This is a genomic window from Rhizobium sp. NZLR8 (genome assembly GCF_019685025.1).
GTDB lineage: Bacteria > Pseudomonadota > Alphaproteobacteria > Rhizobiales > Rhizobiaceae > Rhizobium.
Genome location: NZ_JABDVY010000002.1, coordinates 271702 through 292921, shown reverse-complemented (window position 1 = coordinate 292921; position 21220 = coordinate 271702). Strand labels below are relative to the sequence as shown.

The following is a 21220-nucleotide window of genomic DNA, read 5'->3' as shown; positions in this document are numbered from 1 at the left end:
GGCAAGCGGCGTGACGCTGGGTGCGACGCGCTTTTAAGCAACGCCTCTCAAAAACTCCTCGGTCTCCATGAGTTCAAGCTGCACGGAAAACCGATCGTGCAGGAGTTCCAGTGAGGCGTCATGCGTATCGTCGGCGCCACTGCAGACGGCATCCTTCAGCACGATGACTCGATAGGCGAGATCGATGGCGCCGAGTGTCGTGGCAAGCACGCAGACGTCCGTTTCACCGCCGGTGATGACGAGGGTATCGACCCGCTCCGACTGAAGGATCGGATGAAGACGCCCGTCGATCCAAGGGGAATAGGTGCGTTTGTCGAAGTGCCTTGCCGGCGGAACCAGCGACGCCAGCGATGAGGCGAGATCGATGAAGCTGCGGGGAAGATGTTCGCCCGTCATCATCCACCATTTCTGGTAATAATCCCTCCATTTTCCCGTCATGTCGTCGGCATGTGCGGGTGGCACGAAACGGGTAAAGATCGTTCGGGAAGGGTGCCGCCCGGCCAGCTCTTCGATCTGGGGAGAGACCCGTGCCATCCAGGGAACGTGCCACGGCGTGTCCTCGGCAAACATCCGCTGCATGTCGACACAAAGATGCCGCCACTCCCCGACCTCGCCCATCACATCCTCCATTCGGTTTTCAGGCGTCAACCGCCGCGCTGGGCGAAAGTTCCTCTAACCAGCGGAAGAGCAGAAGCCTTTCAGGCAACGGCGCCCGGAGCGATCGTCAGTAATCGAGTGGTGCTTTCAGGTTCCCGGAAACAATCGAGTTCACGAAGAGGAACTGGTTTGGAGAAGAAGTAGCCTTGGAGGTCGGTGCAGCCGAGGGCGGCCAGAAAGTCGCGTTGATATTCGGTTTCAACCCCTTCCGCCGTCGTCGAGATCCCGAGGTTGCGGCTGAGCGCGACGATAGCGCCAATGATAGCTGCCCCGTTGGCTTTTGTGCCGAGCAGCGAGACGAAGGAACGATCGATCTTGATGCGGTCGATATCGAAGCGCATCAGGTGGCTGAGGCATGAAAATCCGGTCCCGAAATCGTCGAGCGAAATCTGAATACCCCGACTGCGCAGCGACTTCAGCACCGAATAGACGTCCGAGTTATCCTCGATGAGCGAGGATTCGGTGAGCTCGAGTTCGAGCCGGGATGGCGGCAGCCCGCTCTCCTGAAGCACGGCGAAGACTTCCTCGGCAAAATTCGGTCTTCTTAACTGGGCGGGAGATACATTGACGGCAACGAACGTATCTTCAGGCCATTTGCAGGCGGCTCGGCAGGCTTCGCGCAATACCCAGAAACCGAGAGCGTCGATGAGACCACCCTCCTCGGCGACAGGGATGAAGCTGGCAGGCGTCAACAGTCCACGCTGACTGTGACGCCAGCGCACCAGAGCTTCCGCGCCCGACGCCGAGTATCCGCCCTCGGCACGATGCACGGTTTGGTAATAGACCTCGAGCGATCCGAAATCCGGCCTGTTTGCAGCCGGATCTGAGCGTGGACCGTCGCCGGATGAGGCCATGCTTTTAGCCAGAACTTCGCGCAATTCGTTTTTGAGAATGTCGCGCGCATTCCTGCCGCCGTCCATGGACGGCGAATAGACGCGCCATTGACCTCTCCCGCCCATCTTGGCCTCGTAAAGCGCGACGTCGGCGTAGCGCATGATGTCGTCGGCATTCCGGCCGGCATCCGGAACAACGGTTACGCCGATCGAGCCGCCGACGCGGGCGACCGCCTCGCCTCGCAAAAGCGGGAAGGGCTTGCCAAGTTCGGCAACGATCGCTTCGCAGATTGCCGGCAAAACTTGATCATGGTCTTTGATGTCCCGGAGAAGCAGGGCAAATTCGTCCCCTCCGAGCCGGGCAAGCGTGTCGCCTGGACGCAGTATGGAGCGGATCCGCTCCGCAGCCATCCTGATGAGTTCATCGCCGGCCGCATGGCCGAACGTGTCGTTCACGGCTTTGAAGCGGTCGAGGTCGAGAAGCGCAACTGCCGAGCGCTCGGCCGAATTTTTTGTCTCGGCCAGGCACTCGTCAAACCGGATGGCGAACAAGGCGCGATTGGGAAGGTCGGTCAGCACATCATGCAGGGCAAGCTGCCGTGCATGCAGCTCGCTTTTCTTCAATTCGCCGAGACTGCTTCGCAGGCGCACCAGCAGGACCGAGAACAGGATGGCGATCACCAGGGCGGCAATCGAAAGCGCCGGCATCAAGCGGCCGATCACTCTTGAACCCGGAAGATCGGGCCGCCAGACGATGAAGCCGATCGGTTCGCCGTTTGCCGTGGCGTCGATCTGAAACGCAACCTCGTTTTCGTCCGCATCGGCGGTGCGCGCGAAGCGCGCGCCGTTGAGACCTTGTTGCCGGCTCAATTCGTCCAGCGCCGCACCATCGATAAACCGAACGACGATCAGGAATTGCCGCGTCGGCTGCTGCTGTCCCTGGTCGGCCTCGTTGATGGCGACGACGCCGACGATCGTCGGCCGGCCTTCCAGCCGCATCAGATTGGCCAAGGCACGGTTGGAGCGGGTTGCGTTCGCAAGGCGGCTTTCCATCGAGGACGGCGTTCGTTCGGAAACCGTCCCTTGTCTCACCCCAAGGCGGGCATCCTGAAGGAGAGGCAAAAAGAGAGGCTTCATCCAGCGATAACGCTTTTCCGTCTGGGCGTCCGCCAGCATGAGCAGTTGAGCCTTCTCGTCGACGACGAAAGCCTGGTCGTAGCCGAAGGCGGACATTGCGGTCTGGCTGATCGCACTTCCGGCCGCCGCCGTCAGTACTGCCTCGAGGCTTGAGGAGCCTCCGGTTGATCGGGCGGCAGGATAAACACGTGTGAGGTAGCCATTGCCGAACTGACCGATAACATGCGCGACCTGATCGACCTGTTCGCGCAGGCGCGCATTTACAAGCTGGCGTTGGCGATCAAGGGCGGCAGCGTCACTCTCGGTTCCTGCCCACAGCGCCGAAAGCACGACAAGTCCGATCGCTCCAAGGCCGCTGACGGCGATCAGAAAGAGAATTCTTCCCGAGGCGATCCAGGATTGCTGAAACGTATTGGAGCTGGAAGGAACAACGATTTGCAAGCCTAGACCCCTGGACACCACGACACGGGCGTATTCGCCGACGCTAACAAAGAAGCGTTCACGTAGAATTAAAAGCTACGGCGCATTATGGGCGAGATCGAATACGCCCCAAGGAGCTCCCGATGCTGCGCATATCCCTTCAGACTATGTTGCGCGGAGCACTGATTGCGGGGGGCTTGGGTATGTTATTGATCGCGGCCGCGCCAATCCAGGCGACCGCGCAAGATCGTACGCCGATGAGGATTGCCGTCGAAGGGGCATTTCCGCCCTTTAATTACGTCGATGCAAACAACAAGCTTCAAGGCTTCGACATCGATGTTGCCAACGCCCTTTGCGAGGTCGGCAAGTTCGAATGCCAGTTCATCATCGAGAAGTGGGACGACATAATTCCCGATCTCGTTGCCGATAAATACGACGCGATCATCTCATCCATGTCGATGAGCCTCGAGCGGCGTCAAAAGGTTGCTTTCACTGAAAAATACTACAACAGCCCGTCCGTGTTCATCGCTCGGAAAGATTCGCCGATCAGCGATGTCAGCCCCGCCGCCCTCAGCGGCAAGATTCTCGGGGTGACGTCGTCGACAGCGCAGGAATCCTACGCCAACCATCTCTATCCGGAGATGAAAAAGAAGGTCTTTCGGTCTTCGCCTGAATTGTACAAGGGGCTGTCGGACGGCAGTGTCGATATCATTCTGGAAGACAAACTCGCCATCTACGACTGGATCGCCAATACGAAGGCTGGAACCTGCTGCGAGTTCAAAGGACCGGATCTGGTCGACGTCACATACTTCGGTGAAGGTGCCGGCATCGCGTTGCGCCTGGATGACAAGGAACGTCTTACGCGCTTGAACGAAGCGTTGAAGAGCATCAAGGCGGACGGGACCTATGACATGATCAACGCAAAATATTTCCCGTTCAGCATCCAGTAGTTTCGCAGTAAATGCTTGATAAATGAAGGATGGCCGGTTTGCGGCCGACCATCCCATCAGGGCTATCTTCGATCGTGCCGCTATGCGGCTTTCGCGACGTCTCCATGCGGATCGAGGACATATTTCATCGCGGCTCCATGGTCGAAGCTCTCATATCCAGCGGCGGCATCGTCGAGCGGGATGACCTTGGCATTGACGATATCGGCAATGGGCAGCCGGTCGTGGAGGATCGCCTGCATGAGCTGACGATTGTATTTGAGCACCGGCGTCTGGCCGGTGTGGAAAGATTGCGCCTTGGCCCAGCCGAGACCGAAGCGGAGCGCAAGATTGCCGTGTTTGGCGGCATTGTCGACGGCGCCCGGATCCTCGGTGACGTAGAGGCCGGGAATACCGATCGAGCCTGCGGCTCGGGTAATCTCCATCATCTGGTTGAGCACGATCGCAGGCTGTTCGCCGCCCGAATGGCCGCGTGCCTCGAAGCCGACCGCATCGATGGCGCTATCCACCTCGTTGCTGCCGACGACCTGGGCGATCATGTCGCCAAGACGGTCGCTCTTGGAGAGATCGATCGGTTCGAAACCGACCCTCGCCGCATGCGCCAGACGATCCTTGTTGAAGTCACCGATCATGACGACCGCGGCGCCGAGGATGCGTGCCGAAGCCGCAGCCGCAAGGCCGACAGGGCCGGCGCCAGCGACGTAGACGGTCGAGCCGACCCCGACACCGGCGCGCACTGCGCCATGGAAACCGGTGGGCAGAATATCGGAGAGCATGGTGAGATCGCGGATCTTCGCCATCGCCTTGTCCCGATCGGGGATTTTCAGCAGGTTGAAATCCGCATAGGGGATGGTGACGTAGCGCGCCTGTCCGCCGATCCAGCCGCCCATGTCGACATAACCATAAGCGCCACCGGCGCGGGACGGGTTTACGGTGAGGCAGACACCGGTATCCTGGGACTTGCAGCAGCGGCAACGGCCGCAGGCGACATTGAAGGGTACCGAGACGATATCGCCGATGTCGAGCATCTCGACGTCGATGCCTTTCTCGATGATCTCGCCGGTGATCTCGTGGCCGAGGACCAGACCCGGCATTGCCGTGGTACGGCCACGGACCATGTGCTGGTCGGAGCCGCAAATGTTGGTCGATATTACCTTCAGAATGACGCCGTGTTCGATGCGGCGTCCATCGGGCGCTTCCAGTTTCGGATCGTCGAGATCGCGAACCTCGACCTTGCCCGGCCTCAAATAAACGACGCCTCTATTCTTGCTCATGGATTCCTCCCACTTGTTGATGCCTCGAGCTGCAACCGATGCAGTCGATGGCAACCTTTCCTTCGGCCTGCCTCCTCTGCAGCCCGGTATTCACAACGCGCCGGATATCGCCGCATCGGGCGATATTCGAATTTCACGAATGGACAGATTGGATGGAGGGAGAGAGTAAACACGCTAGGTCTTGCCTGTCGTTCCGCTCGTCATCGCCGATCTGCTGCGTAAGCGCCAGTTTCGGGCTCCAGAACCTCCTTTCGATCCATCTCGATATCCTTCCGGAACTCTCTCCGGCGATCTCCTTGCGGATTCAGTTCTTATAACAGCTGCCGAGCGGCCGGACCGGCCTTTCAATGGTTCATGTCGCCAGCTTGCAAGGCGGCGCCTTGAATACCACAAGAAAACCACGCCCGGCGGAAAACAGCGCCCAAAAAAACGACATGGGTGCAATTCAAAGACGACGTCGGCGAAGCCGCGGCGGCATGCCGCTCAAGCGGATAAGTTGGCCCCTCGAATAGGGCGGTTTTCCGGATCGCTTCAGAAATTTGATCGTAGGCCTCTGATCAAATAGTTTGAGCATCATGTCGCCCGCTGTCGAGCCTCAGTTTGTGCTCTGGAGCCTGATTTGGCTAATTGGCTGTCGCGCTGTGATCACATCTCCTCGGCCCGCGCAGATGACGTTTTCAATCGTGATTGGACATCGGCTTCGACCTGAGCCACGCTATTGTTGGGAGCGGACCATCTATTTTTGCGAAGATAGGAGGCCGGAATGGAACAGTATGCACTGGAGCAACTGAAAGCAGTTGCAAAGGTCAGCACGACCTGTAAGCGCCTTGAACTAACGCGGCGCGAACGCATTGAACGCTGGGCTGAATGTCTCGAACGCAGCCCCAGACCGTATCTTAGAACGCTTCACGAAACCGAATATCAGCCGATCGCAGATCGGTTTGCCTTGCGGGATGACGACACCCCGATCTCTGTTGCATTCGCTGATCCCATCCTGCGGGCGGCAGGAATGGAAAATGACAGCTATGGAGAGGCCAGACGGTTCTTCGAACTCAGCGACGAGCAGTTGCACGATGTTGTCTGCTTCTGCCATTTTGGTGAACGCGTCAGCGCGGCGACAGTCGCTCGTCGCGTGCGAAAGATGGCAGATCGCAGTCCAGGCGGTTTTTTCGCTCAGCTCCGTGCGTTCTTTGGCTAGCGGCCAGTAGCGCTACGCGCTGTCTGCTGGTTGTGAATGGTCAACCTATCGTTTTGGCACGCCTCGTTGCGTGGCGTCTCGTGTTGCGGCCACCTGACATCTAGTCACGTGACCACCGGCCCAGGTTGAAGTCGATCGCCGTGTGCCAGAACACGGCGCCGAGGATGATCGCCCCGCCGAAATAGGTGGCGACTGGCGGCTGCTCCGAAAACAGCAGCCAGACCCAGAAGGGCGTCAGCACGATTTCCATCGTGCCGATCAGCGCTGCCTCGGCCGGCGGCATCCGCTTCGCGCCGGCAAGGAATAGCACCAGCGCGAGGGAGAAGTTAGTCGCGCCGAAGGCGGCAAGGACGATCCAGTTGTGCAGGTCGAGTGAGCCGACCGAACCGAACGGCGCGAAGATGACGAGGGTCAGAAAAGCGCTGACGACAGTCGGCGGCAGGCTCGGCACGCCGGGATTGATACGCGGAATGATGATAACAAGCGCAAACGACGCGGTCATGCCGAGCGCCAGCAGGTCGCCCCAGCCGGTGCCCCCGCCGATCGACGAGGCGACGATGACCGCAACGCCGAAGAGCGAGACGCCGCCGGCAATCAGCGTCCGCCTGGCGACCCTCTCCTTGAGGATGAGCCAGCCGAACAAGGCTGCGATGAACGGCGTCGTAGCATAGATCATCGTCACATTGGCGACGGTGGTCATATAGAGCGCCCCGATGAAGCAGCCCTGACTGAAGGTCTGGCACGCGATCATCGCAAGTCCCGAGGGATGGAAAACGGAACGCCATTGCCGCCGCGAGATGCCCCCTTCGAGGAAAAGGCAGGGGATCAGCAGAAACAGGCCGCCGAACAACGACCGCCAGGCGATCGCCGTCCATACGTCGGTGGTCAGGAGCCGCGCGTAAACGCCGCTCGCACTCCAGGCGAGCGTCGCGGCAACGATGAGAAGCACACCCTTCTCGTGCTCGCTGCCTGCGAGGCGTGTGGTCGGATTTTCAATGGTCACGCAGATGGTCTCAAAGAAGGAAGTCGAACGCGATCCTGTTCTGCGCCGAGAATTGACATTCGACAAACGAATAGTAGAGATGGCAATCATCGATTTTTTCTATGGCTAGCAATGCACCAGCCGATCGAAAGCGACCTGTTGAGAACCTTCCTGGTCGTCGCCGAGACGTCGAACTTCTCCGTTGCTGCCCAGCGCATCGGGCGGACGCAATCGGCCGTCAGCACCCAGGTCAAGAGGCTCGAGGAGGCGATCGGCGAAAGTCTTTTCGAACGCGGCGCCCGCGGCGTGCTGCTCACTCGCCAGGGCATGCAACTGGTGCCTTATGCCCGCAGGGTGATCGATCTCCTGAACGAGGCCGCCGCGACGATCCGCAGCAAGCCTCTCGACGGGCCGGTGCGCATCGGAATTCCCGAGGAATACAGCCAGACGGTGCTGCCGGCCGCCCTTGCGGCTTTTGCCGTGCGCCATCCTGCGGTCGAGGTCACGGTGTCCTGCGACTACACGGTCCGCAACCTTGCCGCCCTGGAACGGGACGAACTCGATCTCGCCGTCGTTTTCGACTGGAGCGACCAGAACAAAGGCGAAGTCCTCTGCGTCGATCCGACAGTCTGGGTCACATCGATGGTTCACCGGCTGCACGACATCGATCCGCTGCCCGTTGCGACCTATCGCAACTCCACGTGGTCACGCGATTTTGCGCTCCGGTCGCTGGAGCAGATCGGCCGCAACTACCGGATCGCCTTCATCGCCGATACCGGCTCGGGGCTGAAGAATGCCGTGACCGCGGGCCTTGCCGTCACGACGCTTTCCCGCAGCAGCATCCCGCTCGGCTGCCGGGAGCTGACCGCCGAAGACGGTTTTCCGCCGGTCGATTCCTCGAAGGTCGTGCTTCGCCGGAGCACTTTCCGTTCCAGCGAAGCCGTACGGGAGCTTGCCGAAATGGTGCGCGAAGCCTTCCAGCCTATGGCGGCGCCGGCGATGGTGTGATGCGGCGGCGCAGTCGGCGCCTCGTCTCGGAGGGGCTCTCGGAGAAACTCGCCCGGTAGCTTCTCGCAAAGGCCGAAGCCGAATTGAAGCCGGTCGCTGCGGCGATGTCGGCGAAGGAGGCTGTCGTCTCGATCACCTTGCGGCGCGCTGCGTTCAGGCGTAGCGCCAAATAATGCACATGCGGCGGTGCGCCGATGCTCTGCTGGAAAAGATCCTGCAGATGCCGGGCGCTGATGCCCACCCTGCGGGCAAGCCGCGCGAGCACCAATGGCTGCTCGATATGCTCCTCCATCAGCCGCACCGCCTGCGTCACGCGGGAATCCTGCATGCGCAGTCCCGCCGAGGCCGCGGCAAGCGGCTCGTCCGCATGGAAAGACGGATGCTCGTAGCGGAACAGCCGGCTGACTTCGAGCGCCAGCGAATAGCCTTGCCGTTGCCTGATCACCTCCAGCATCAGATCGACGGTCGGAAGCGATCCCGATGTCGTCAGCCGCTTGCCGTCGATGACGAAACGATCCTTGACGGCCCGCACCTCAGGATAGGCCAGCGCAAAATCCTCATAGTCTTCCCAGTGAACGGTTGCCGACAGGCCGTCGAGCAGGCTTGCCTCGGCCAGCAGCCAGGTACCGGACTCGATGCCGGCGATTGTCGTACGGTAGCGGGCGGCCTGCGACAGCTGCATCTTCAGCGCCGGCGTCGCGCTGCGGCGCCAATTATAACTCGCAAGCACGAACAGCGGCGCCTCGTCCCGCGTCGCCTGGAATATCCCCTGGGCCGGGATGGCGATATCGCTGGTGGTCGGGACCGGCGCTCCATCCGGCGTCAGCAGCCGCCAGCGATAGAGTTCACTGCCGGCGATGCGGTTGGCGCCGCGCAGCGGCTCGATGACAGACGCGATCAGGATCAGGTTCGCATCCGGCAGGACGAGAAGGTCGATATCAAGCCGTTCCGTCGATCGCTGCAGCAAGGCCACCTCCCTGTTGTTCCGATAATGTATCGTTGAGTTCCGAGAATGCAAAGCATCTCCGCCGATCCTGCCGCGTAATGGTTGGTAAGACGGGGAGAAAAAAACATGCCTCTTGCGATGAACCGCGATGTTTTCATCACCTGCGCCGTCACCGGCGCCGGCGATACGATTTCCAGATCCAGCCATGTTCCCATTACTCCCAAGCAGATCGCCGCCTCCGCGATCGACGCCGCCAAGGCTGGGGCGGCTGTTGTTCACTGCCATGTCCGCGATCCTGAAACGGGGGCCGCCAGCCGCCGCAACGATCTCTATAGGGAAGTCACCGACCGCATCCGCTCGGCGGATATCGACGTCGTCCTCAATCTCACCGCCGGCATGGGCGGGGATATGATTTTCGGGGATGTCGAAAGCCCCCTTCCCCTCAATCCGAAGGGCACGGATATGGCAGGGGCCACCGAGCGCGTCAGCCATGTCGCCGAATGCCTGCCGGAGATCTGCACGCTCGACTGCGGCACCATGAATTTCAACCTTGGCGACTATGTCATGACCAACACGCCTGCCATGCTGCGGGCGATGGCGAAGAAGATGACGGATCTCGGCGTGCGGCCGGAGATCGAAGCTTTCGACACCGGCCATCTCTGGTTCGCCAAACAGCTTGCCGAGGAAGGCCTCATCGAAGACCCGGTGCTGATCCAGCTCTGCATGGGCATTCCGTGGGGCGCGCCCGACGATCTCAATACCTTCATGGCGATGGTCAACAACGTGCCCGATAGCTGGACCTTCTCGGCCTTCTCGATTGGCCGCAACGCCATGGCCTACCCGGCGGCAGCGGTTCTTGCCGGCGGCAATGTGCGCGTCGGCCTGGAAGACAACCTCTTCGTCGGCAAGGGCCAGCTCGCCACCAATGCGCAGCTCGTCGAAAAGGCCGTGCAGGTGGTCGAAGGCATGGGGGCGCGGATCATCGGCCCGGAAGACGTGCGCAAGAAACTCAAACTGACGAAGCGCTGAGGACGGCATGACAAGGATCAGCAAGGCGGCTTGTATCGGCGGCGGCGTCATCGGCGGCGGGTGGATCGCCCGTTTCCTGCTGGCCGGCATCGACGTTGATGTGTTCGACCCGCATCCGGAAGCGGGCCGCATCGTCGGCGAGGTGATCGCCAATGCCGAAAGAGCCTATGCCATGCTAACCGGCGCACCGCTGCCGCCGCGCGGCAGGCTTAGCTTCACCAAGACGCTAGAGGAAGCCGTCACAGATGCGGACTGGATCCAGGAAAGCGTGCCGGAAAGGCTCGATCTCAAGCGCCGCGTGCTGACCGAGATCGATGCCGTAGCGCGTCCGGATGCGCTGATCGGCTCTTCCACGTCAGGGCTGCTGCCAACCGATCTGCAGCGCGACATGAAGCATCCCGAACGCCTGTTCGTCGCTCACCCTTATAATCCCGTCTATCTGCTGCCGCTCGTCGAAATCGTCGGCGGAGAGAAGACCTCGGCGGCGACCATCCATGCGGCGATGGAAAAACTGGTCCCGATCGGCATGAAGGGCGTTCATATCGCCAAGGAGATCGAGGCCTTCGTCGGCGACCGGCTGCTCGAAGCACTCTGGCGCGAGGCCTTGTGGCTCATCCACGACGATATCTGCACCGTCGAGACGCTCGACGACGTCATCCGCTATTCCTTCGGCCTGCGCTGGGCGCAGATGGGCCTGTTCCAGACCTACCGCATCGCCGGCGGCGAGGCCGGGATGCGCCACTTCCTCGCCCAGTTCGGTCCCTGCCTTGCCTGGCCCTGGACCAAGCTCACCGATGTCGTCGATCTCGACGATGCACTGATCGAAAAGATCGGCCGGCAATCCGACGAACAGGCGGCCGGTCTCTCGATCCGCGAACTCGAACGCATCCGCGACGAAAACCTCGTCGGCATCCTGCAGGCGCTGAAAGGCGGCGATGGCGGCAAGGGCTGGGGCGCCGGCAAGCTGCTGAAGGATTTCGAGCAATCGCTCTGGGCAGAAGGCGGCGGTGCGACCGCGTCTTTCGACCCATCGAAACCGCTGCGGCTCATCGAGGCAAAAGTCAGCCCCGCCTGGGTCGACTATAACGGCCATATGACCGAGCACCGCTACCTCCAGGTTTTCGGCGACACCTCCGACGCATTGCTGCGCCTCATCGGCGTCGATCTCGCTTATGTCGAGGCGGGGCAGAGCTATTACACGGTGGAAACCCACATCCGTCATCTCGGCGAGGCGAAGCTCGGCCAGGCAATCCATGCGACCTGCCGGATTCTGTCCGTCGACGAAAAGCGGCTGCATCTCTTCCATACTCTCTACGACACGGCGACGGACGAAGCTCTGGCAACCGCCGAGCACATGCTGCTGCATGTCGACAGCAAGGCCGGCAAGGCTGTGCCAGCGCCGGCCGCCCTGCTCGACAAGGCGAAGGCGATCGCGAACGCCCATGCGGCGTTGGCGCTGCCTGAAGGCGTCGGCCGCCACATCGGCCAGAAGCGCTAGAGGATCAACATGGATTTCGGTCTCAGCCAAGAACAGGAAATGATCGTCGAGACGGTCCGCACCTTCGTTGAAACCGAAATCTATCCGCATGAGAACGAGGTCGAGCGGACCGGCATCGTCCCGCCGGAACTCGGCCGCGAGATCCAGCGCAAATGCGTCGATCTCGGCTTCTACGCCTGCAATTTCCCCGAGGAGGTCGGCGGCGCCGGCATCGACCATGTCACCTTCACGCTGGTCGAGCGCGAGCTCGGGCGCGGCTCGCTCGGGCTGACGGTTTTTTTCGGTCGGCCCTCGGGCATCCTGATGGCCTGCGAGGGCGAGCAGCGCGAGCGTTACCTGCTGCCTGCGGTGCGTGGCGAGAAGATCGACGCGCTTGCCATCACCGAGCCGGACGCCGGCTCTGATATGCGCGGCATGAAGTGTGCTGCCCGCCGCGACGGCGGCGATTTCGTCTTGAACGGCACGAAACATTTCATCTCCCATGCCGACGTCGCCGATTTCGTGATCGTCTTTGCCGCGACGGGCGAAGAGGAAACGCCGAAGGGCATCAAGAAGAAGATCACCGCTTTCCTGGTGGACCGCGGCACGCCGGGGTTTGAAATCCTGAAGGGCTACGATTCCGTTTCGCATCGCGGCTACCACAACTCGACGCTCAACTTCGCAGATTGCCGCATCCCCGAAGCCCAAGTGTTGGGCGAGGTGCATCGCGGCTTCGATATTGCCAATCAATGGCTTTACGGCACGCGGCTGACGGTTGCCGCCACCTGCGTCGGCCGGGCGCGGCGTGTCTTCGAGATGGCCCTGCCCTATGCCGCCGAGCGCAAACAGTTCGGCAGGCCGATCGGCGCCAATCAGGGCGTGTCGTTCAAGCTCGCCGATATGATCACCGAGATCGACGCGGCCGAATGGCTGACGCTTTCAGCCGCCTGGCGGCTCGATGCCGGCCTGTCGGCCGACCGGCAGATCGCTTCGGCCAAGCTCTACGCCTCGGAAATGCTGGCGAGGGTGACGGATGAGGCGATCCAGATCTTCGGCGGCATGGGGCTGATGGACGATCTGCCGCTTGCCCGCTTCTGGCGCGATGCCCGCGTCGAGCGCATCTGGGACGGCACATCGGAAATCCAGCGGCATATCATCAGCCGCGACCTGCTTCGGCCTCTGGGAGCATGAGCCGATGACAGCGAGCCCTCTCGACCGCCTGCTTAGACCGCAAACGATCGCCGTCTTCGGCGGCCGTGAGGCGCGCAGGGTGATCGAGCAGTGCGACCGCATGGGCTTTTCAGGCAAGATCTGGCCCGTCCATCCCAAACTCGACGAGGTGCTTGGACGGGCCTGCTATCGCTCGGTCTCCGATCTGCCGTCGGCGCCGGACGCCGCCTTCGTCGGCGTCAACAGGACGCTGACCGTCGAGATCGTGCGCAGCCTTTCTGCGGCCGGTGCCGGCGGCGCGGTCTGTTATGCCTCCGGCTTCAGCGAGGCGACCGGCGAACTCGGCGACGGCGCCGAGCTGCAGCAAGCCCTGCTGGAAGCGGCTGGCGATATGCCGATCCTCGGGCCGAACTGCTACGGGCTGATCAACGGTCTCGACGGCGCGCTGCTGTGGCCCGATCAGCACGGCATGCAGCGGATCGAACGGGGTGTGGCGATCCTCACGCAATCCTCCAATATCGCCATCAACCTGACCATGCAGACCCGTGGGCTGCCGATCGCCTATGTGGTCACGGCCGGCAATCAGGCGCAGACATCGCTTGCCGATATCGCCTGCGCGCTGATCGACGATCCGCGCGTCACGGCGGTCGGCCTCCATGTCGAAGGTTTCGGCGATCTTGCTTCCCTGGAACACTTGGCTGCCGCTGCCCGCCGATCGAGGAAGCCGGTGGTCGTGCTGAAGGTCGGCAGGTCCGAGCAGGCAAAACGCGCGGCGGTGTCGCACACTGCCTCGCTTGCCGGCAGCGATGCCGTGGCAGACGCCGTACTCGCTCGTCTCGGCCTCGGCCGCGTCCAGAGCTTGCCGGCGCTGTTGGAAATCCTGAAGCTGCTGCATGTCGCCGGCCCGCTCGCAAGCCGTTCGATCTCGTCGATGAGCTGCTCGGGCGGCGAGGCTTCGCTGATGGCCGATGCCGCCGTCGGCCGCAATGTCGAATTCCCACCCCTGCAGCCGCAACAATTACCGCGTCTGCGGCGGGTCCTCGGCGAGATGGTGACGCTTTCCAATCCGCTCGACTACCACACCTTCGTCTGGGGTGATCTCGCGCGCCAGACCGAAGCCTTCAGCGCCATGTTCGAAGGCGGTTATGCCCTCAATCTCGTGGTCCTCGACTTCCCGCGCGGTGACCGCTGCGATGCCTCCGAATGGGCGATGACGGCCGACGCGGTCATCACTGCCGCCTCCGCCACCGGCGCGCTGGCCGGTATTCTGGCGACACTTCCGGAAAATATGCCCGAGCCGATCGCCAATCGACTGATGGCAAATGGAATCATTGCCTTCTCAGGCATCGACGAAACCATCACCGCTGTGGAAGTCGCGGCCGGCATCGGCCAAGCTTGGGGAGCACCACCTGCCCTGCCGCTGCTCAACGTGTCGTGCTTGGGCGGCGAGATCGAGACGCTGACGGAAGCCGATGCGAAGACCGAACTTGCTGCCTGCGGCCTCCCTGTTCCCCGGGGGCTGCAGGCTTTTTCTCCCCGCGATGCCGGCGAACAGGCCGAACGGCTCGGTTTTCCCGTCGTCCTGAAGGCTCTCGGCATCGCTCACAAGACCGAGGCCGGGGCTGTCGCGCTCAACCTTAAGGATGTTGAAACGGTTTCGAACGCGGCGGCGGCCATGCCGCTAAATGCCGGTTATCTCGTCGAGAAGATGATCGATCCGCCGGTCGCCGAGCTCATTGTCGGCGCCGTCCGCGACCCTGTCTTCGGATTGTCGCTCACGCTCGGAGCGGGAGGAATCCTCGTTGAATTGCTTGAGGATTCGGTCATTCTTCCGCTTCCCGCGACGAAAACCGAGATTTACGCGGCGATTTCTCGTCTCAAACTTGCAAAATTGATCTATGGCTATCGCGGGCGGCCAAAAGGCGATCTCGACGCCGCGGTCGTCGCTATCGCAGCAGCGGCAGATTATGTCGTAACGAACGCGGCATGGCTGGAGGAACTGGACATTAATCCATTGATGGTTCTTCCCGAAGGGCAAGGCGTTGCAGCAGTCGATGCGCTGATACGGCGGAGGAGGTAGCATAGGTTGAGCGACCAAATTCGCGTACGACATGACGGCGGCATCCTCGAAGTCGTCATCGACCGGCCGAAGGCGAACGCCATCGACCTGGCGACCAGCCGTGCTCTGGGATTGATCTTCCGGGATTTCCGCGACGATTCTGAATTGCGTGTCGCCATCGTCTCGGGCGCGGGCGAGAAGTTCTTTTGCGCCGGCTGGGACCTCAAGGCGGCTGCATCAGGCGATGCGGTCGACGGCGATTATGGCGTCGGCGGCTTCGGCGGGCTGCAGGAGCTGCGCGATCTCAACAAGCCCGTCATCTGTGCGGTCAACGGCATCTGTTGCGGCGGCGGACTGGAGATCGCGCTCTCAGCCGACCTGATCATCGCCGCCGAACATGCGACCTTCGCGCTGCCGGAAATCCGCTCCGGTACGGTTGCCGATGCGGCCTCGATCAAGCTGCCGAAACGCATTCCCTACCATATCGCCATGGACATGCTTTTGACCGGACGCTGGCTCGACGTTCACGAGGCGCATCGCTGGGGTTTCGTCAACGAGGTCTTGCCGGCCGAGCGGCTGATGGAGAGAGCCTGGGAGCTTGCCCGCCTGCTCGCGAGCGGGCCGCCGCTCGTCTATGCGGCCATCAAGGAAATCGTGCGCGATGCGGAGGGTTCGACGTTCCAGACTGCCATGAACAAGGTCACCAAGCGGCAGTTTGCAACGGTCGACAGGCTCTATTCGAGCCAAGACCAATTGGAAGGCGCGCGGGCCTTCGCCGAGAAGCGAAACCCTATCTGGAAAGGACAATAACGAGGCGGCGGCAACCGCAATGTTTTCCCGCATGATGCGGGCACCGAAGGCGGAGAGGAAACCGCCTGCGGATCTGCCCGGAAGTTCTGTCAACGCACAATAAAGAAGGAACTGGGGAATGAACGACTATACCAAAGTTCTCGCAAGCCGCGTCACCGCAGGCGGGCTCAGCCGCCGCGAATTCATGGGACGCGCCATGGCGGCAGGCATCACACTTGCCGTCGCCGACAAGCTCTTCACCGAGAGTGCCGAAGCCGCCGAACCGAAACGCGGCGGCCACCTGAAGCTCGGCCTCGAAGGGGGGGCGGCCACCGATTCCAAGGATCCGGCGAAATTCCTGTCGCAGTTCATGTTCTGCGTCGGCCGCTGCTGGGGTGACATGCTGGTCGAATCCGACCCGCTGACCGGTGCCGCCGTACCGGCGCTCGCCGAATCCTGGGAGCCGTCGAAGGACGCGGTGACCTGGACCTTCAAGATCCGCAAGGGTGTCAAGTTCCACGATGGCAAGGAACTCACGATCGACGACGTCGTTGCGACGCTGAAGCGCCACACCGATAAAAAGTCGGAATCCGGCGCGCTCGGTGTTCTCGGGTCGATCAAGGAGGTCAAGGCTGACGGCGGCAATCTCGTGCTGACGCTGAGCGAAGGCAATGCCGACATGCCGTTGCTGCTGTCCGATTACCATCTGGTCATCCAGCCGAACGGCGGCGTCGACGATCCGCTCGCCTCGATCGGCACCGGTCCCTATAAGCTGACGAGCTTCGAGGCCGGCGTTCGCGCCACCTTCGAAAAGAACAAGGACGACTGGCGCAGCGACCGGGGTTATGTCGATTCGATCGAAGTGATCGGCATGAATGACGCGACCGCCCGCATCGCGGCCCTGTCGTCCGGCCAGGTGCACTATATCAACCGCGTCGACCCGAAGACGGTCAACCTCTTGAAACGCGCCCCCAACGTCGAGATCCTCTCGACCGCCGGCCGCGGCCATTACGTCTTCATCATGCACTGCGACAAGGCGCCGTTCGACAATAACGACCTGCGCTTGGCCCTCAAATACGCCATGGACCGCGAAACCATGGTGCAGAAGATCCTCGGCGGTTACGGCAAGGTCGGCAACGACTTTCCGATCAACAGCACCTATGCGCTATTCCCCGAGGGCATCGAGCAGCGCGTTTACGATCCCGACAAGGCCGCCTTCCACTACAAGAAATCGGGCCATAGCGGCTCGGTCCTCTTGCGCACCTCGGAAGTCGCTTTCCCCGGCGGCGTCGATGCGGCCGTCCTCTATCAGGAAAGTTGCAAGAAGGCCGGGATCGAGATCGAGGTGAAGCGCGAACCGGGCGACGGCTACTGGACCAACGTCTGGAACGTCCAGCCCTTCTCGACCTCCTACTGGGGTGGCCGGCCGACGCAGGACCAGATGTATTCCACCGCCTATCTCTCGACGGCGGATTGGAACGACACCAAGTTCAAGCGTCCCGACTTCGACAAACTGCTGCTACAGGCCCGCTCCGAACTGGATGAAGCCAAGCGCAAGGACATGTACCGCGCCATGGCGATGATGGTGCGCGACGAAGGCGGGGTGATTCTGCCGATGTTCAACGACTTCGTGAACGCCTCCACCAAGCAGGTGAAGGGTTATGTCCACGACATCGGCAACGACATGTCGAACGGTTATGTCGCAACCCGCGTCTGGCTGGACGCCTGAGGGGCGCAACGCCCTTTGATCTCCGACGAAGCCGGGACCGCGGGATGAAACCTGCGGTCCCTCCTGACGTTTTACGAGAGGCCTTCGCCATGACCAATCCAGTCCCGAGCAATATCTTGCCGGGCTTGAGGTTCCGGCAGCGTTTTCCGCTGCTCGCCCTCATCCTCGAGCGCTTCGTGCTCAGCATCGTGCTGCTTTTCGCCGTTTCCATCCTGATTTTCGGCGGGCTCGAAGCCCTGCCCGGCGATTTTGCCACCACCTATCTCGGCCAGTCGGCCACACCGCAGGCTGTCGCCAATATTCGTCAGGATCTCGGGCTGAACCGTCCGGTCACGACGCGCTACGTCGAATGGCTCGGCAACGCCGTTCAAGGGAACTTCGGCACATCCTGGGCCAGCAAAAATTCGGTGAGCGAGCAGATCGGCAAGCGCCTTGGCAATTCGCTCTTCCTGGCGGGTTTCGCCGCGGTGATATCAGTGCCGCTCGCCGTCGGCCTCGGCATGTTCTCGGTGCATTTCCGCAACCGGCTGCCGGACAAGATCATCAATGTGATCTCGCTTGCGGCGATCTCGCTGCCGGAATTCTTCATCGGCTATCTGCTCATCCTCTTCTTCGCGGTGAACCTCGGCATCGCCACCTTTCCGGCGACGGTCTATGACAGCATGGGCTTCGTCGAGCGGTTGAAGGCGATCGCCTTACCGACGGCCACCCTGGTGCTCGTCGTGCTCGCCCACATGATGCGGATGACGCGGGCCGCCATCCTCTCGGTGATGTCTTCCGCCTATATGGAGACCGCCGAGCTGAAAGGCCTCAGCGCCTTCCGCTCGATCGTCAAGCACGCGGCGCCCAATGCGCTGGCGCCGATCATCAACGTCGTCGCGCTGAACCTCGCCTATCTCGTCGTCGGCGTCGTCGTTGTCGAAGTGGTCTTCGTCTATCCCGGCATGGGGCAATATATGGTCGATGCGGTCACCGTGCGCGACATGCCGGTCGTGCAAGCCTGCGGCCTGATCTTCGCGGCGGTCTACATCTTCCTCAATATGACGGCCGATATCCTCGCGATCGTCGCCAATCCCCGGCTGAGGCATCCGCGATGAGATTGAGAGACATCCCCATCACCGCCTGGATCGGCATCACCGGCATCGCCATCGCCTTCATCTTTGCGCTCTTTGCACCTTGGCTCGCCCCCTATGGCGAGACGCAGGTCGTCGGCGACGTCTGGCAACTGCCGGATGATCACTATATCTTCGGCCTCGACAACCTCGGCCGCGACATCTTCTCGCGGCTGATCTACGGCGCGCGCACGACACTGCTGGTCTCATCCGCGGCCACCATCATCTCCTTCTCGCTCGGTATCATCCTGAGCTTCACCGCCGCGGTTTCGCGCGGCATCATCGACACGGTGTTCTCGCGCTTCAACGATCTGATGATGTCGATCCCGACGCTGATCTTTGCGCTGGTGGTTCTTGCGGTCCTGCCGCAGAACATCATCGTCCTGATCCTGGTGATGGCGATCCTCGATTCCACCCGCGTTTATCGCCTCGGCCGCGCCGTGGCGCTCGATGTCGCGGTGATGGAATTCGTCGAGGCGGCCAAGCTACGCGGCGAAGGCAGGCTCTGGATCATCTTCCGCGAAATCCTGCCGAACACGCTGTCGCCTCTGCTTGCCGAGTTCGGGCTGCGCTTCGCCTTCTCGATCCTGTTCCTCTCGACGCTTTCCTTCCTCGGCCTCGGCATTCAGCCGCCGGCGGCCGATTGGGGCGGCATGGTCAAGGACAACAAGGACGGCATCATCTTCGGCATCTCCGCCGCGCTGGTGCCGGGCACGGCGATCGCCGTGCTTGCCGTCTGCGTCAACCTCGTGGTCGACTGGCTCCTGAAACGTACATCCAGCCTCAAGGGAGGGCGCGGCGATGCCTGAGCTTCTTTCCGTTCGCAATCTGAAGATCGAAGCAACCAGCTATCCCCCCGGCGAACCGCCCAAGCGGGTGACGATCGTCGACGGCGTTTCCTTCGACCTGCAGAAGGGCAAGGTTCTGGGCCTGATCGGTGAATCGGGCGCCGGCAAGTCGACGATCGGCCTTGCGGCGCTGGCCTATGGCCGGGGTGGCGCCGAAATCACCGGCGGCGAGGTACGGCTCGACGGCGCCGATATCCTGCCACTCGGCAAGAACGGCATCCGAAAAATTCGTGGCGCCCGGGTCTGCTACGTCGCGCAATCGGCCGCCGCCGCCTTCAATCCGGCGCACCGGCTTGGCGATCAGGTGATCGAAGCGTCGCTCAAACATGGGTTGATGACCAGGGAGGAGGCGCGCAAACGGGCGCTTTATCTGTTCCGGGTCTTGGGCCTGCCCAATCCTGAAACCTTCGGTGAGCGCTTCGCCCATCAGGTCTCCGGCGGCCAATTGCAGCGGGCGATGACGGCGATGGCGCTCTGTTCCAACCCCGAACTCATCGTTTTCGACGAGCCGACCACAGCCCTTGACGTCACCACGCAGATCGACGTGCTGGCGGCAATCAAACATGCCATCGAGGAAACGCACACGGCCGCCCTCTACATCACCCACGACCTTGCCGTCGTTGCCCAGATATCCGACGACATCATGGTGCTGCGCCACGGCAGGCAGGTGGAATATGGCAGCGTCCAGCAGATCATCGAGGCGCCGCGGGAAGAGTATACGCGCGCGCTCGTCAATGTCAGGCAGGCCTATCGCGAGGAGGCCGCCGACCAGTCTGCCGCACTTCTCAAGGTGGAAAATGTCAGCGCCGAATATTCCAACGGCTTCAAGGTGCTGCATGATGTCTCGCTGCACGTGCCGAAGGGGCAGACGCTCGCCATCGTCGGCGAATCCGGTTCGGGCAAATCATCCTTGGCGCGCGTCATTACCGGCCTGTTGCCGCCAAGCGGCGGCCGCATCGTCTTTGGCGGCAAACCGCTGATGCCCCACCTCAAGAGCCGGCCGAACGACGACCTCAGGCGCATTCAGCTGATCTACCAGATGGCTGATACGGCGATGAACCCGCGGCAGACGGTCCGTGACATCATCGGCCGCCCGCTGACCTTCTATTATGGTCTGAGAGGTGCTGAGAAAACCGCCCGGGTGAAGGAATTGCTCGACCAGATCGAGATGAGCAACGGCTTCATCGATCGCTATCCGGCCGAACTGTCCGGTGGACAGAAGCAGCGCGTGGCGATTGCCAGAGCCCTTGCCGCCAAGCCCGAACTCATCCTCTGCGATGAGCCGACTTCGGCGCTCGACCCGCTGGTGGCGGAGGGTATCCTCAAGCTGCTGCTCCGCCTACAGGAAGAAGAGCAGCTGTCCTATGTCTTCATCACCCACGACATCGCGATCGTCCGGGCAATCGCCGACAGCGTGGCGGTGATGCATCGCGGCAGGCTGGTGCGCTTCGGCCCGAAATCGACAGCGCTTTCACCGCCCTTCGACGACTACACCGATCTGCTTTTGAAATCCGTGCCGGAAATGGAAATCGGCTGGCTGGAACGTGTGCTTGCGACGCGACGCATGGAGAGCGCCGGCCATTGAATGGGCCGATCACTGAAAGG

Annotated in this window: 17 protein-coding genes; 12 read left to right on the top strand and 5 right to left on the bottom strand. The window is 61.7% G+C overall.

Annotated features, from left to right (window positions below):
• Positions 1 to 33: 33 nt before the first annotated feature.
• Both HJB89_RS05430 and HJB89_RS05425 read right to left on the bottom strand, forming a co-directional pair.
• The gene (locus HJB89_RS05430; RefSeq protein WP_207584964.1) at positions 34 to 618 is read right to left on the bottom strand and encodes a cysteine hydrolase family protein; all 585 of its coding nucleotides are present in this window, start codon (positions 616 to 618) and stop codon (positions 34 to 36) included.
• 80 nt (positions 619 to 698) lie between these two features.
• Positions 699 to 3089 (bottom strand): bifunctional diguanylate cyclase/phosphodiesterase, encoded by a 2391-nt coding sequence (locus HJB89_RS05425; RefSeq protein ID WP_207584965.1) that lies wholly within the window; start codon positions 3087 to 3089, stop codon positions 699 to 701.
• 101 nt (positions 3090 to 3190) lie between these two features.
• On the opposite strand from HJB89_RS05425, the gene HJB89_RS05420 reads away from it, so the two are divergent.
• Entirely contained in the window at positions 3191 to 3997 is an 807-nt protein-coding gene (locus HJB89_RS05420) for a transporter substrate-binding domain-containing protein (RefSeq protein WP_207584966.1), read from the top strand.
• 80 nt (positions 3998 to 4077) lie between these two features.
• On the opposite strand, the gene fdhA is transcribed toward HJB89_RS05420, so the two are convergent.
• Complete coding sequence (gene fdhA / locus HJB89_RS05415) at positions 4078 to 5268, bottom strand: formaldehyde dehydrogenase, glutathione-independent (protein WP_207584967.1); 1191 nt, start codon at positions 5266 to 5268, stop codon at positions 4078 to 4080.
• 763 nt (positions 5269 to 6031) lie between these two features.
• Between fdhA and HJB89_RS05410 the strand changes: the two genes are divergently transcribed.
• Entirely contained in the window at positions 6032 to 6466 is a 435-nt protein-coding gene (locus tag HJB89_RS05410) for a hypothetical protein (RefSeq protein WP_207584968.1), read from the top strand.
• Between the two features lie 100 nt (positions 6467 to 6566).
• On the opposite strand, the gene HJB89_RS05405 is transcribed toward HJB89_RS05410, so the two are convergent.
• A complete protein-coding gene (locus HJB89_RS05405) occupies positions 6567 to 7469 on the bottom strand; it encodes a DMT family transporter (protein ID WP_207584969.1) in 903 nt (300 codons plus the stop codon).
• A gap of 111 nt (positions 7470 to 7580) precedes the next feature.
• On the opposite strand from HJB89_RS05405, the gene HJB89_RS05400 reads away from it, so the two are divergent.
• The gene (locus HJB89_RS05400) at positions 7581 to 8456 is read left to right on the top strand and encodes a LysR substrate-binding domain-containing protein (RefSeq protein ID WP_207584970.1); all 876 of its coding nucleotides are present in this window, start codon (positions 7581 to 7583) and stop codon (positions 8454 to 8456) included.
• On the opposite strand, the gene HJB89_RS05395 is transcribed toward HJB89_RS05400, so the two are convergent.
• The gene (locus HJB89_RS05395) at positions 8431 to 9423 is read right to left on the bottom strand and encodes a GlxA family transcriptional regulator (RefSeq protein ID WP_221114928.1); all 993 of its coding nucleotides are present in this window, start codon (positions 9421 to 9423) and stop codon (positions 8431 to 8433) included. The two genes, HJB89_RS05400 and HJB89_RS05395, sit on opposite strands and share 26 nt — an antisense overlap.
• A gap of 105 nt (positions 9424 to 9528) precedes the next feature.
• On the opposite strand from HJB89_RS05395, the gene HJB89_RS05390 reads away from it, so the two are divergent.
• The 9 genes from HJB89_RS05390 to HJB89_RS05350 all read left to right on the top strand — a co-directional run bounded on the left by HJB89_RS05390 (position 9529) and on the right by HJB89_RS05350 (position 21200).
• Positions 9529 to 10431, top strand: a complete 903-nt coding sequence (locus HJB89_RS05390) for a 3-keto-5-aminohexanoate cleavage protein (RefSeq protein WP_207584972.1) — start codon at positions 9529 to 9531, stop codon at positions 10429 to 10431.
• 7 nt (positions 10432 to 10438) lie between these two features.
• On the top strand, positions 10439 to 11929 hold the full coding sequence (locus tag HJB89_RS05385; RefSeq protein ID WP_221114926.1) for a carnitine 3-dehydrogenase: 1491 nt from the start codon (positions 10439 to 10441) through the stop codon (positions 11927 to 11929).
• A gap of 9 nt (positions 11930 to 11938) precedes the next feature.
• Positions 11939 to 13099 carry an acyl-CoA dehydrogenase family protein gene (locus tag HJB89_RS05380; RefSeq protein ID WP_221131361.1) on the top strand — a complete coding sequence of 387 codons (1161 nt, stop codon included), beginning with the start codon at positions 11939 to 11941 and terminating at the stop codon, positions 13097 to 13099.
• A gap of 4 nt (positions 13100 to 13103) precedes the next feature.
• On the top strand, positions 13104 to 15158 hold the full coding sequence (locus HJB89_RS05375) for an acetate--CoA ligase family protein (RefSeq protein ID WP_221131360.1): 2055 nt from the start codon (positions 13104 to 13106) through the stop codon (positions 15156 to 15158).
• A 6-nt stretch (positions 15159 to 15164) separates the two neighbouring features.
• Positions 15165 to 15947, top strand: a complete 783-nt coding sequence (locus HJB89_RS05370; protein WP_221131359.1) for a carnitinyl-CoA dehydratase — start codon at positions 15165 to 15167, stop codon at positions 15945 to 15947.
• Between the two features lie 118 nt (positions 15948 to 16065).
• Entirely contained in the window at positions 16066 to 17655 is a 1590-nt protein-coding gene (locus HJB89_RS05365) for an ABC transporter substrate-binding protein (RefSeq protein ID WP_221131358.1), read from the top strand.
• Positions 17656 to 17744: 89 nt separating this feature from the next.
• Positions 17745 to 18752 carry an ABC transporter permease gene (locus HJB89_RS05360; RefSeq protein WP_207584978.1) on the top strand — a complete coding sequence of 336 codons (1008 nt, stop codon included), beginning with the start codon at positions 17745 to 17747 and terminating at the stop codon, positions 18750 to 18752.
• Entirely contained in the window at positions 18749 to 19576 is an 828-nt protein-coding gene (locus tag HJB89_RS05355; protein ID WP_207584979.1) for an ABC transporter permease, read from the top strand. Before HJB89_RS05360 ends, HJB89_RS05355 begins: the two co-directional genes overlap by 4 nt.
• Positions 19569 to 21200, top strand: coding sequence for an ABC transporter ATP-binding protein (locus HJB89_RS05350; RefSeq protein WP_221131357.1), 1632 nt, complete (start codon positions 19569 to 19571; stop codon positions 21198 to 21200). The genes HJB89_RS05355 and HJB89_RS05350 overlap by 8 nt, the downstream gene beginning before the upstream one ends.
• The last annotated feature ends 20 nt before the right edge of the window (positions 21201 to 21220 follow it).

What these genes read in the sequence shown, in the direction of transcription:
- HJB89_RS05375 (WP_221131360.1), top strand. Translation starts at nt 13,104, where the DNA reads ATGACAGCGAGCCCTCTCGACCGCCTGCTTAGACCGCAAACGATCGCC.
- HJB89_RS05365 (WP_221131358.1), top strand. Translation starts at nt 16,066, where the DNA reads ATGAACGACTATACCAAAGTTCTCGCAAGCCGCGTCACCGCAGGCGGG.
- HJB89_RS05380 (WP_221131361.1), top strand. Translation starts at nt 11,939, where the DNA reads ATGGATTTCGGTCTCAGCCAAGAACAGGAAATGATCGTCGAGACGGTC.
- HJB89_RS05430 (WP_207584964.1), bottom strand. Translation starts at nt 618, where the DNA reads ATGGGCGAGGTCGGGGAGTGGCGGCATCTTTGTGTCGACATGCAGCGG.
- HJB89_RS05350 (WP_221131357.1), top strand. Translation starts at nt 19,569, where the DNA reads ATGCCTGAGCTTCTTTCCGTTCGCAATCTGAAGATCGAAGCAACCAGC.
- HJB89_RS05410 (WP_207584968.1), top strand. Translation starts at nt 6,032, where the DNA reads ATGGAACAGTATGCACTGGAGCAACTGAAAGCAGTTGCAAAGGTCAGC.
- HJB89_RS05400 (WP_207584970.1), top strand. Translation starts at nt 7,581, where the DNA reads ATGCACCAGCCGATCGAAAGCGACCTGTTGAGAACCTTCCTGGTCGTC.
- fdhA (WP_207584967.1), bottom strand. Translation starts at nt 5,268, where the DNA reads ATGAGCAAGAATAGAGGCGTCGTTTATTTGAGGCCGGGCAAGGTCGAG.
- HJB89_RS05355 (WP_207584979.1), top strand. Translation starts at nt 18,749, where the DNA reads ATGAGATTGAGAGACATCCCCATCACCGCCTGGATCGGCATCACCGGC.
- HJB89_RS05420 (WP_207584966.1), top strand. Translation starts at nt 3,191, where the DNA reads ATGCTGCGCATATCCCTTCAGACTATGTTGCGCGGAGCACTGATTGCG.
- HJB89_RS05385 (WP_221114926.1), top strand. Translation starts at nt 10,439, where the DNA reads ATGACAAGGATCAGCAAGGCGGCTTGTATCGGCGGCGGCGTCATCGGC.
- HJB89_RS05390 (WP_207584972.1), top strand. Translation starts at nt 9,529, where the DNA reads ATGCCTCTTGCGATGAACCGCGATGTTTTCATCACCTGCGCCGTCACC.
- HJB89_RS05360 (WP_207584978.1), top strand. Translation starts at nt 17,745, where the DNA reads ATGACCAATCCAGTCCCGAGCAATATCTTGCCGGGCTTGAGGTTCCGG.